The organism is Nostoc sp. (assembly GCF_036917375.1).
Classification (GTDB): Bacteria; Cyanobacteriota; Cyanobacteriia; order Cyanobacteriales; family Nostocaceae; genus Nostoc.
The window spans coordinates 121198-133985 of sequence record NZ_JBALDN010000063.1 but is presented as its reverse complement, the minus strand read 5'-3'; the positions used below and the strand labels follow the sequence as shown (position 1 = coordinate 133985).

Sequence of the window (12788 nt, the reverse complement as noted above, 5' to 3'; positions counted from 1 at the left end):
AACTATAACTATTACTTTGTGTACAGTAAAAGCATTTATAGAAGCACCTTTAATACTAGATACTAGGTACTGAGCTACGTTCGCTCTGATAAGCGGCAATTTTAAACATGTCCTCCATAAATTTTGAAATTTTAATCATTTTGGTGCTAATTATTGCCAACGGCGTGTTTTCTATGTCTGAGATGGCGATTGTCTCGGCACGGAAAGTTAGGCTACAACAGCTTGCCAATCAAGGAGATGCCAAGGCAAAGGCAGCATTGAAACTAGCGGAATCTCCAAATCATTTTCTGTCAACCGTCCAAGTAGGTATTTCTCTGATTGGTATCCTGACTGGTGCTTTTGGAGGGGCAACAATTGCCAACCGACTGGCAATCTATGTAAAACTTGTGCCCTTGTTAGCACCTTATAGTGAGCCTGTATCTTTCGGAATAGTGGTTTTAATCATTACTTATTTGTCACTGATTGTTGGCGAATTGGTACCGAAGCGTCTGGCATTAAACAACCCAGAAAGGATTGCCTCGATTGTAGCGATTCCGATGCAAGCCTTGGCGGCGATCGCTTCTCCTGTAGTGTTTCTCTTAAGCGCTTCTACAGATTTGATCCTGCGCCTACTGGGAATTACAGCTTCTACAGAGCCGCAAGTCACTGAAGAAGAAATTAAAATCTTAATCGAGCAAGGCACCGAGGCGGGAACCTTTGAGGAAGCCGAACAGGATATGGTGGAGCGAGTCTTTCGTTTAGGCGATCGCCCCGTCAGCTACTTAATGACACCCCGTCCAGATATTGTCTGGCTAGACTTGGATGATACTGCCGAAGAAAATCGCCAAAAAATGGTTGATAGTGCCTATTCTCGGTATCCGGTTTGTCAGGGAGGACTTGACAATGTGCTGGGTGTTATGCCAGTTACCGACTTATTAGCCAGGAGTTTCCGAGGAGAATCGCTAGATTTGACCATCGGATTGCGACAGCCCGTATTTGTGCCAGAAAGTACCCGTGGTTTGAAAGTTTTGGAATTATTCAAGCAAACGATCACTCACATGGCGCTGGTAGTGGATGAATACGGCGTAATTCAAGGATTAGTCACTCTCAACGACATCATGAGTGAAATCGTGGGTGACGTTCCTTCAACAGATGGACAAGATCAACCACAAGCTGTACAACGCGAAGATGGTTCCTGGCTTTTGGATGGGATGTTGCCTGTAGAGGAGTTTTTGGAACTTTTTGGGATGGAAGAGTGGGAATCTGAAGAACGCGGCAGTTATCAAACATTAGGCGGTTTTGTGATTACCCATCTAGGTCGTATTCCTGCCGCAGCAGATCATTTTGAATGGCAAAGTATGCGAATTGAAGTGATGGATATGGATGGTAATCGCGTTGATAAGGTGCTAGTTGTACCTAAGGGAAATAAATCATTGGATACGGCAAAATCTGATTAATATCGGGTATTGGGTATTGGTAATTATTGTTGATTATTTTCCACATACCATGCTCAATGTAACATGGTGCGTTACAGATTTAGCCTAACGCACCCTTGTATCTTGTACTTTTGCTTCGGTAACTTAGAGTTTTTGTGGTACAGCTAAAATAAGCTTTTTCTCCGTTTTTTGGCGAATGAGAGCTATTTTATCAAGACTTACGCAAAAGATAATGAAAGTAGCGGTAATTCATGAATTACCACTACGTAAGAATAAGGTTTTCGGTCGCATCTTGCGTATTTTCCTATCGTCACTAAGTTCTATACACTAAATAGACATTTCTTAGAAAGACTAAAACAGGAGACAGATTATATAAGAGGTATCATTAATGTCACAAAGAATTGAATGGATTGATTGTTGGAAAGGTCTTGGCATAATTACAGTTGTTGTAGGACACATAGTAAGCCCAGGAGCGAAATATATTTACTGGTTTCATATGCCGCTTTTTTTCTTTATCAGTGGATATCTTTATAGAGAAAAAACTGACTACTCTGCTTTTTTAAAAAAAAAGTTTTTTAATCTTATAGTACCCTATTTATCATTTCTTTTTTTATTTAGTCTATTTCAGTATTTACCATTAATAATGAATAGTTGGCAGCAAAAACAATTCTTGCCGATAGATAAAATTATAATATTTACATTTTTAATTATCTGTAAAAAATTCTATGGTGGAGCAAATCTGGTACTTTGGTTCGGTGTGTTTTGGTTTGTAACTTGTTTGTTTTTTACGCAGCAGTTATATAACTTGATATATATAAAGTTTGGCTCTAATAATTTGCTGATGTTAAAAATTATGCTTTGCTGTTATTCTTTAGCAATGATTAATTATTATTTGATAAAAAATGTTGTCTTTCCTTGGAATATCAATGTAGTTGTAATGGCACTTCCATATTACTGGTTAGGACATATGGCAGCTAAATCATTATTAATTAATCATAAACTCCTTATATTAGGAATAATAATATTTTTGTCCGCAATTTTACTAGACGAAGGGAATCTGCTGCATTTCCCTTTTAACATGAAAAATACAAGCTATGGAGTATTAATTTTGAATTTCGTCATAGCTTTATCTGGTATTATTATTACACAGCAATTGGCAGTATTACTGCATAAGATATCTCACATAGGAAATGCCATGCGTGAACTTGGTAATTCTTCTATGCTGATTATGTATTTGCATCAACCGATACAAATAACTATGAAAAATTATTCAATATTCGCATTTCCAGGAATTAGGGTAATAGGTGCATTGATTATTTCATATATTATCTACAAAATTATCATCAATTATTCAATTATGCGTCAGCTTTTCTTGGGTGATTTTCCAACCGATGCAGTAGTAAAAACTCTAGAGAAATCAAAAGTATAAGTTAGACATCGTATATCATCAAATATACTAAGTTTTTGATCCTCAACTCTGGGATAATCGTTTCACCTCTACACCCACCAATAACTCATGCGCTTGTTCCAAAAGTTGGGGGATTTTATCGGCGTAGGGATGACGAGCGAGACATTGCCGCAAGTCTAATTGATTTAGCCGATCGGCTTTGTTACCAGGAAACCAGTGACCGCCATTGCCAAGCAGGTTGTAGCGCATTTTGGCATAGTCTACCATATCGTAGGCGATCGCTAAATTCCGCAGCCACAAAATCACCCGAATATTTACTTCACCAGGGGTTTCGTCAAAGGTTGGTAGATTTGTTTCCCAGGATTTTACCCAATCTTCTCCCAAAGTAGCGATCGCTTCTTCTTCCAACCTTGCTAAAATTGGTGGCAAAATTTCTGATGCTCGATCTAGTAATTCTAAAGTCTTCAGGTGTTCATCAAAATCTTGTGGTTTTGCTGCTCCCAAACTCAGAGTATGTACCTCTTGATGGCTCAAACAAAACAAATCATTAAACACCATTGGACTCAACGGGGCGCAAAGATTTACTAATTTTTGGGGAGGCTCATACAACAAACCTCCTTTATTAGATGGACTAATAATAAACACCCCCATATCGTGGCGTTTAGCTGCTTCGATTGCCGCCCAATTCCATTGATTAATGTAGTACCAATGCAGGTTAACGTAATCAAATTGATTGGTATTAATTGTCTGCACAATCATATCTGTCGAGCCGTGTGTGGAAAAGCCAATAAATCTAACTTTTCCCTCTGCTTGCAATTGCTGTGCTACTTCCAAACAGCCGCCGGGACGGATGCTTTCATCTAACGACTCAGGATGATTAATGCCGTGCAACCCTAAAAGGTCAACATAATCTAGCTGGAGATTTTTCAAGGATTGTTCAAATGTCTTTCGGAATTCCTTTGCATCTGCCTTTGGGCCGATTTTGGTCTGAACAATTAACTTTTCGCGGGGAAATTTGGGCAATATTCTCCCCAATTGCATTTCAGAAGTGCCATAACCACGAGCAGTTTCAATATGATTAATTCCAACCTCGACTGCCCTTCTAATAGTCGCTTCCAGATTTGCCTGGTTATCAGCAGGAATTTCATGATTGGGAACATCTTCCCATTTGAACTGATATCTCATGCCACCGCAGGAAAACACTGGCATCTGTAATTCTGTGCGTCCAAATCTTCTATATAGCATCAGTGGATTGTGGATTTATTACCAACTTAAAATCTAAAAACGATAGTCATTGCAGCTTTTAGTGCCACAATTATTTCCTCTGTTCAATCTGTGACACTAGCAATATTCATCGCATTCTTAAATCAGCCAGGTCTTTGGTTATTGGATTTTTACCTACCAATATTCCAGTTCCGCAGAATAATTATCTCATCCTAGTAGTCTGTCAGGGTTGAAACGAGGGATAGAGTCGTTTAAGCTTAATGCGTGCATCATCGGACAATTCTGCCGCACGCATTCTAGTACTTCAGATAATGTCGCTTTTGGTTGAGGGCTTTTTCTTGCCATTCATACACCAAATATTCTCTGCGTTCTCTAGTTAGTTTACTTGAATATCTCACATTCTCTAGCAAACTTTGCCGCTCTAGTTTTTCTAAGTTGGTTAACTGTCGAAATTCTCGACACTTTATTGCCTGAGCATGTTTATCGAACCAATCCTTGAGTTATCAAAAAACCTGTATCAAAGTTCCGCTCAAAAAAGCCTAAACATCGAGGTATTAGTACTAAAACAAATCCTCCTGTTTTTCTTGTTATTAGCACCGCGTAGTCCTAACTGAACCGTATTAGGCTATAATTAGGCGATTTTTTTAGGCTAGCACTTTTTCAACTTCTCCCGAAACCACTCAAATGATAAAAGTCCCTCGTCTTTTATTCGAGCGTTTGAGAGATATTGCTGTTTACGCTGCTTGATTGAATCAAAAATGGATAAAGTCGAGCTTAGACCGTTAGAGAGATAAAAATCAACAGCAAATATATTAACAATAAATAAATAAACAGTAGCAAGACTGACATTTTACTATTTTGGTGGGTATGGATACAATAGTGAGACTGTGCAGCACGCAGGGTTGGAGAGCACAGCTTGTCATCGCTCAAGAATTTACGGCTTCAAAAGATGCTGCGCTTTTCTTCTCAGGCACTCAAGGTTTTTTAGTCTTGATAGCTGGACTGTTACTGGCCTTTGCCTTTCAGCTGCTGCTAGCTAACTTTTTCATTGCCTTGGGAATTTCATACTCCACTCCAGAGCATGAATTAGATACTAACAGCCAAGCATTGATGGACGATAAGATTAATCAAGTTGGGATAATAGTTGGGTTGCGAACGTTAGGAACTGTAAGCATTACATTATTTCTGGCTTGTTTTTTAGCGGTGAAACTTTGTCCATTACATGACCCGCTATTGGCAGCAATTATTGGTCTGATCATTTGGGCAGCCTACTTCTTTTTACTGGTATGGGTCAGTGCTACTACGGTAGGCTCGGTACTTAGTTCTGTTTTAGATCGGGCAACTTCTGGCTTGCAAGGCATTATCGGTACAGCAACTATAGCCTTTGGTGCGAAGACGATCGGCGATCGCGTTGTTTCCACAGCAGATGCAGCGGCAGCGGCAGTCCGTAACGAACTAGGTTCAGCGGTAGATCGAACCAGTATCCGCAAGGCAATAGACAATTATTTAAACCAGCTACAACTATCTCAGCAAGAGCGACTAGAAATTGAAGATGAGTTTGAAAAATTAGTCGCCCAACCAGAAATGCAATCTCTCAGTAAGGAGAATTACTTACGCAATATCGGTCGTAAAACCTTTGTGGATATAGTCGATAGCCGCACAGATTTGTCAAAACAAGACATTAATTGGTTTGTAGACTCTTTTGAAGGCTTTTGGCAGCAAATTTGGGGTCAGCAACCCCAGAAAGTGCAAACTAATGGATTGCCGATCGCTCTAAAGTCTGGCGAACCAGAAGAGCTAAAGCCCGAGCGACTGAGTGCCAAGCTAGAGCAATTAATTAACCAAATTAGCCAGCAGCAAGCTAGACAGCAAGCGGAAGCTACCCAAAAGGTGGCAGAAACTGCTGCTTGGTGGCTGTTTAGCACGGCTTTTTTCTCTGCTGCTGCTGCTGCGAGCGCTGCTGCAATTAGTGTAGCTGTTTAATTTTCTTAAACCAAACTAATTGAAACGTATACACCAGCCCAGAGCGCTTTTGCCATTCGTGGTAAACGGTTTCTAGTAGCACCACAGCAACAATAGAATCCGTTGCCATTTAAATTTTTGACTATTTTGCATTGTGGTTTTTCATTTTAATTCTTTGCAGACTGAGACTGCGCTTGAGTTAAGCAATTTCTCAATTTTTCAGCTAACACTTGTACATGAGGTTCTTTAAGTATGTCAAGGTGAGATCCGGGAATGTAATGGATATCTAATCCTCCAACTATTACCTCGTCCCAGCCGAATTGAGGAGCGTATTCTATGCCTATAGCTTCGTCCCGATTTTTATCCTCTGTCCGCAAAAGAATAGCTCGACCAAGGTAAGGTGAAAAAATATAGTCATTGAGGGCTTGAGTGTTAGTATCTATAACCTTTAAATGCTTATCAGTTTCAGGTACGTGAAGTACGTTTTCCAAGTAACGGTTATATGTATTTTGCAGTTCTTGTTTACGCCAATAACTCCATCTCACAACCTTTTGCCAAAGGTAGTTAGGCCCTTGTTGAACAATATTATTTAAATGCAAAAAAACTCGCTTGAAAAATGGCGACTGCCAGCTATAACCTATACGGCAACTATCAAGCATAACTAAAATGCCAATTTGTTCGCCTTGCTTTTGGAGTTGCCGAGCCATCTCAAAGGCAACTGTACCCCCAAAGGAATAACCTCCGAGAAAATAAGGGCCATGAGGTTGAAGGGTTTGAATTTCTTGAATGTAGTGCGCTGCCATATCTTCAATGCGGGTATGGAGAGGGTATTTTTCATCTAGCCCTCGTGGTTGTAATCCGTAAAATGGTTGTTCTGTCCCCAAATGTAATGCCAATTCACGGAAACATAAGACTTCTCCACCCAGCCCGTGAATACAGAAGAAAGGTGGCTTAGAGCCGTTGGGTTGAATTTCTACCAAGGATGACCAGCTAGATTTTGATTGGTCTAAGGTATTTACTAAAACCGAGTTTGTTGTTAAATCTTCTTCTTGGCAGATTATTTTGGCTAGAGCCTCTACAGTCCCTGACTGGAAAAGAATGGCAAGCGGCAGATTTTTACTAAATGTCTTTTCAATTTGCCAAAACAGTTTTACCGCTAGGATAGAATGTCCTCCTAGCTCGAAGAAGTTATCCCTAACACCAATGGGTTGGACACCTAAAATTTGTTCCCAAATCTGGGTTAATTGACGTTCCACTTCATTGCGGGGAGCAACAAAGCTGGCTTCTGGCTCTTGCCTCGATAAGTCTGGTACTGGTAGAGCGCGACGGTCTACTTTGCCGTTGGGGGTTAAGGGCATGGTGTCCAGCACCACAAAAGCCGAAGGTACCATGTACTGTGGCAATTTTGTCGAGAGGAAGCCTCGGATATCAGTAATTGCAATTACTGAGTCTTGATTCGGTATAATGTAAGCTACCAAACGTCGATCGCCAGAAACGTCTTCACGAGCAATCACTACAGTCTGGAGTATATCTGGATGTTGGGCTAACACCGTTTCAATTTCCCCTGGCTCAATGCGTATCCCCCGGATCTTGACTTGATGATCTCGGCGACCGAGAATTTCTAGAGAGCCATCTGGACGATAGCATCCGCGATCGCCTGTATAATAAAGCCAATCGTGGCGATCGTTCCGAAAAGGATTCTTGACAAAGCGAGAACGGTTTTCTTGCTGGGTATTGATGTAGCCTAAACTGCGGAATGGAGTTCGGATTACAATTTCGCCTGGTTCGCCGATACCGCACGGTTGTTGATTTGGTGTGAAAACCAGTGCTTGGGTTTGCGGCAGCGGCAATCCTACTGGCTGTACACCAGGGCTACAGTTAACAGGTACTTGGTAATAACATTTCGCCAAGGTTGTCTCTGTCGGGCCATAGAGATTAACAATGTCACCTGATTCAGGAAAAGCATCCCGCCAGCGAACTACAAGGGTTTCTTTCAAAGGTTCTCCAGCCAAGAATAACCAGCGTAAGTTACGTAAAGAGACGCCTGATGGCACATTCGCTAACCATAATTGCGCCAGCGAAGGAACGGTATGCAGTACAGAAATTCGCTCGTTTTCCAAATAACGCAGAATTCTCGTAGGTTCTAAGTTATCCTCTTCTTCTGGCAAGCATAGGGTTGCACCACTAGTTAAAGGTAAAAAGATATCTCTAAGAACGACATCAAAAGAAAGACCAGTTAATTGGGCAACGCGGTCTTGCTGATTAATTTCAAAAGTCTGTCGCTGCCAGTTCAGAAAATGTGCCAACCCTTTATGACACCCCAGCACCCCTTTTGGTACACCAGTAGTGCCAGAAGTAAAGAAAATATAAGCTGCATCGTTAGGAGCGATTTCAGGCAGGTTTACTGCTTCAATGCTCTTGTTAAATGAATTTATGGTTTTTCCTGTGTCTGGGTTTACACAGATACTAGTTAAAGACTCCCATATCTTTCCGTCTTTTGGATGTTGACCATCAATATATAAGATGTATTTAGCTTTAGCTTCTTGTAACATGAGCCGCTGGCGTTGGCTGGGAAGTTTCGGATCGAGGGTGAGTAACACACCGCCACTCAAGAGTACGCCCAGCATACTGGCAATCAGCCCAAAGCTGCGTGCCCCAAACACGGCTACGACATCTCCCTGCTCTACTCCGTGAGATAACAAAACCTGTGCTAAAGTTTGAGCGGTTTTGCCCAACTCCCCATAATTCCAAGTGCGAATTCCTTGACGAAGTGATGAATGTTCTGGGGTACGATTTACCCAAGAGGTAAACATTGTTGTCGTCAACTCATACTGTGGTTCTGGCAAAACTGCCCTTGGTTCTGGCAGCAAAAGTTGCGCTTTTGGTGTCACCAGGGAATATAAACTAATTTTCCTCTCTGGAGCAGCAACAATTTGATTCAGCAAGTGATGGAATTGATGAAGCATTTCCATCATCCGTTCTGAAGTAAACAGATCGGTGTTGTAAACTAAATCAAGTTGGATTCCTTGATTTTGTTCTGTAACGTAAAGGGTTAAGTCGAACTTAGAAGCTGTTTCTAGGAGCGAGACTGGTTCGATAGCCACTCCAGGTAGTTCTAGTTGGATGTCCCTTAAGTTGAGCATATTAAACCACACTTGAAATAGTGGGTTGCGACTGGTATCTCGCTCTGGTTGCAGTTCTTCTACCAGTTTCTCAAAAGGCATATCTTGATGGGCATAAGCAGCTAATGCCATCTGGCGAACTCGATTTAGCACTGAACGAAAACTGGGGTTGTCGGCAAAATCAGTCCGTAAAACAACGGTGTTAATAAAAAATCCAATTAACTCTTCAATCTCAGAACGGTTACGTCCGGCAATGGGAGAACCGATAAGAATGTCTTCTTGCCCAGTGTAGCGGTGCAGTATTGTTCCAAAAGCTGCCAACAATGTCATGAATAGAGTGACACCCTCCTGATGCGAGAGTTCTGTGAGTGATGCACTCAAAGTCGGCGGTAGCATCAGAGATTGAGCTGCTCCTTGGAAAGTTTGCACTGGTGGCCGTGGTCGGTCAGTGGGCAATTCCAGTACAGTATTAGCACCTGCTAATTGAGTTTTCCAATAGTTAATTTGGCTGGAAAGTACTTCACCTGATAGCCATTGGTGCTGCCACACAGCAAAATCTGCATACTGAATAGGCAATTTTACCAAGGGGGAAGGCTTACTACTCAAAAAGGCTTCATAAAGCGCTGTTAACTGCTGCCAAAGAATACCAATTGACCAACCATCTGAAGCGATGTGGTGCATCATTAACAAGAGTATATGCTCCTGCTCCTCTACTTGGAGCAAAGTAGCACGCAGCATTAAGTCAGATTCTAAGTTGAAGGGGCGTTGCACCTCTTGATTTAGAAGAAATTCTACTTGCTCCTTTGTTACCTGAATAATTTTAAGTTCCACTGGCCGAGGCGTGCCAATTACTTGTATGGGGCTACCATCAAGTGATGTCATAAAGTTGGTTCGCAATGCCTCATGATGGACAACGATCGCATCTAGTGACTGTTGCAATACACCCAGGTTTAACTTGCCCGTTAAGCGCTGTGCATTGGAGACAATATACGCTCGGCTATTGGGTTCCAACTGCTCCAAAAACCAGACTCGCTGCTGGGCAAAGGATAGAGGTGCTGATTGCCGATTGGCTATTTGAGAAATAGTCTGATTTTGGGGAGCATTTTCTGGAGTTTGGTTTTGAGCGTTCCCGCTTCGGGTTGCCGTAGGCATCGCTTGAGCTAAAGTAGCGATCGTGGGATTCTCAAATAAGAGTTGCAACGGTATTTCTATTTGAAAAGCTTGGCGAACTCTAGACATCACTTGAGTAGCCAGCAGTGAATGCCCTCCCAATTCAAAAAAATTGTCGTTGATTCCTACTTGTTCCAGACGCAAAACTTTCGCCCAAATGCCAGCTAAAACTTCTTCTGTCGAATTCTGAGGTGGAACAAAGTTAGTTGACAGCTTAATATCAGATGTATCCGGTGCAGGTAAGGCGCGGCGGTCTATTTTACCGTTGGGATTTAATGGTAGGGTGTCCAAAAAGACAAAGAAACTAGGCACCATGTATTCAGGCAACTGAGTTTCCAAAAAGCGACGCAATTCAGCCTGGCTAGGAATTTGCTCTGGACGGGCAACAATATATGCTACAAGTCGCTTGTCCCCAGGAACATCCTCTCTGGCTATGACTAAAGTCTGTGTCAGTGCCGGATGTTGAGCTAATATAGCTGCAATTTCTCCTAATTCAATTCGGAAGCCACGTATTTTAACTTGGTCGTCAATACGACCAAGAAATTCGATATTACCATCACTCAAATAACGTGCCAAGTCCCCGGTTTTGTAAAGGCGTGCCCCAGGTTCAGAGCTAAAGGGGTTAAAAATAAACTTCTCTGTGGTCAATTCTGGACGGTTAAGATAGCCTCGCGCTAGACCAATACCGCCAATATGCAGTTCACCTGATTCACCAACAGGCACTGGCTGCAAATTGTCATCGAGGATGTGAATCTCTGCATTGGTAATCGGACGCCCAATAGGTGCGATAGCATAATTAGTGTCACGTTGGCAACTCCAGAAAGTGGTATCAATAGAAGCTTCTGTCGGGCCGTAACAATTATGTAAAACATTGTCCAAATTCAGTTGGGCAAAGAAGCGTTCTATAAGTTCGCTAGGTAAAGCTTCACCACCGCAGGTAATGTGTCTAATGAATCGACAATTTTCAATTCCCCTCTCCTCTAATAAGACACGCAGTATAGAAGGTACTAGAGCCAGAACTGTGATTTGCTGCTCAGTAATCACCTTCACAAGATAGGCTGTATCTTGATGTCCACCAGGGCGAGCCATAAATAATTGCCCCCCAAAGCACAATGGCCAGAATATCTGCCACACTGAGGGATCAAAGCTAAAAGAAATAGTCAGTAGAACTTTGTCTGCGTGAGTTAATCCAAAAGTTGTTTGCTTCCAGTGGAGTTGATTGCAGATACCACGGTGAGGGATCATTACACCCTTGGGCTGTCCTGTAGAACCAGATGTGTAGATTACGTAGATGAGGTTATCAGCCGTAGTTTCATTTACAGGATTTTCTTGACTATTTTGAATATTCCCTTGCCAGTCTAAGTCCAGACAAACCACTTGTGCCTGATGGGGTGGTAAGTTCTTGACCAATTTTTCTTGGGTTAACAATACTGGTGTCTGAGTGTCTTCCAAGATGAAAGCTAAACGTTCTGAGGGATATGCCGGATCTAAAGGCACATAAGCGCCTCCAGCTTTGAGAATGCCTAGTAGTCCTACAATCATTTCTAAGGAGCGCTCTAAGCATATACCTACAAGTACTTCTGGCCCAACGCCTAAAGCACGTAGATGGTGCGCTAGTTGATTCGCCCGCTGGTTTAACTGTTGATAAGTAAGTTGTGTATTTTCACATACTACTGCAATGGCTTGGGGCGATTGCTCTACTTGCATTTCAAACATTTGATGAATGCACAGATCCTGATGATGAACTACTTGGGTGTCATTCAACTCCTGTAAAACTTGAGTTTCGATGATGTTATTTAAGGTATTTAAGGTAATATCTTGCTTATATGCTGATGTCTGACTATTTATCTGCATTTTCTATATTAAGGTCAGTGGGCATAAAATAATTAAAGTTTAATGAGAACGTAAATCATTAAAAGTTTATACTAAAAAAATGTAAGCAAATACAGCCCCCAATCTATAGAAAATAAGCAAAATACTATTATTTTCACATACCAACAGATAGCAATTTTGATTGATATACATGCTAGTAGCACACATATATGTTGTGCGCCCCTACTAATTGTTTTGACTCCAAGCAATTGCAAACTGCTATAATACTTACCATCAAAAGTTGCTATTTAGCTTTTAACTATTACCAGTGCCTTCATTTCAGCATTGATAAGAGGCTAATGATAATTTTTTTGAGGTATTGCACAGGTTTTCCATCTCTAATAACTTTCTTTCTCCCTATGTTTTATTGATTTAAATGAAACTCTAAATGATTACAATTGAATCCAAAAGATCAAATTTATGTTTTAGCCAATAAATACAAAACTTACACGCAACTCTAAAAATACATTATCCTATCTCAGTAAAATCTACTGAATGAAAAATAGTTTTTACAAAATCTTCATTTTGTCTTGAATTATATAAAATTAATGTAAAGTCATAATATTATTTTTTTGAAGAATTTAGGCAAACTTTATAAAACCCAACTACCTTTGT

General features: G+C 41.1%; 6 protein-coding genes. 3 read left to right on the top strand and 3 right to left on the bottom strand.

The genetic code is table 11. The annotated features are described in order from the left end of the window. Positions 1-107: 107 nt before the first annotated feature. Positions 108-1436 carry a hemolysin family protein gene (locus V7K45_RS17555; protein ID WP_335005546.1) on the top strand — a complete coding sequence of 443 codons (1329 nt, stop codon included), beginning with the start codon at positions 108-110 and terminating at the stop codon, positions 1434-1436. A 367-nt stretch (positions 1437-1803) separates the two neighbouring features. After that, complete coding sequence (locus V7K45_RS17550) at positions 1804-2844, top strand: acyltransferase family protein (RefSeq protein WP_335005544.1); 1041 nt, start codon at positions 1804-1806, stop codon at positions 2842-2844. Positions 2845-2886: 42 nt separating this feature from the next. Here the strand turns inward: V7K45_RS17550 and V7K45_RS17545 are convergent, their stop codons facing one another. Further along, positions 2887-4068, bottom strand: coding sequence for an aldo/keto reductase (locus V7K45_RS17545; RefSeq protein WP_335005542.1), 1182 nt, complete (start codon positions 4066-4068; stop codon positions 2887-2889). Between the two features lie 846 nt (positions 4069-4914). Here V7K45_RS17545 and V7K45_RS17540 point away from each other — a divergent pair. Next, positions 4915-6030, top strand: coding sequence for a hypothetical protein (locus V7K45_RS17540; protein WP_335005540.1), 1116 nt, complete (start codon positions 4915-4917; stop codon positions 6028-6030). On the opposite strand, the gene V7K45_RS17535 is transcribed toward V7K45_RS17540, so the two are convergent. Beyond that, complete coding sequence (locus tag V7K45_RS17535) at positions 6014-6139, bottom strand: hypothetical protein (protein ID WP_335005538.1); 126 nt, start codon at positions 6137-6139, stop codon at positions 6014-6016. The two genes, V7K45_RS17540 and V7K45_RS17535, sit on opposite strands and share 17 nt — an antisense overlap. Positions 6140-6176: 37 nt before the next feature. After that, positions 6177-12155: an amino acid adenylation domain-containing protein gene (locus V7K45_RS17530; RefSeq protein WP_335005536.1), complete on the bottom strand. Its 5979-nt coding sequence runs from the start codon at positions 12153-12155 to the stop codon at positions 6177-6179. Between the last annotated feature and the right edge of the window lie 633 nt (positions 12156-12788).

Bases quoted from the DNA above. Each gene is read 5' to 3' on its own strand.
- V7K45_RS17555 (WP_335005546.1), top strand. From the start codon at position 108: ATGTCCTCCATAAATTTTGAAATTTTAATCATTTTGGTGCTAATTATT.
- V7K45_RS17550 (WP_335005544.1), top strand. From the start codon at position 1,804: ATGTCACAAAGAATTGAATGGATTGATTGTTGGAAAGGTCTTGGCATA.
- V7K45_RS17545 (WP_335005542.1), bottom strand. From the start codon at position 4,068: ATGCTATATAGAAGATTTGGACGCACAGAATTACAGATGCCAGTGTTT.
- V7K45_RS17540 (WP_335005540.1), top strand. From the start codon at position 4,915: ATGGATACAATAGTGAGACTGTGCAGCACGCAGGGTTGGAGAGCACAG.
- V7K45_RS17535 (WP_335005538.1), bottom strand. From the start codon at position 6,139: ATGGCAACGGATTCTATTGTTGCTGTGGTGCTACTAGAAACCGTTTAC.
- V7K45_RS17530 (WP_335005536.1), bottom strand. From the start codon at position 12,155: ATGCAGATAAATAGTCAGACATCAGCATATAAGCAAGATATTACCTTA.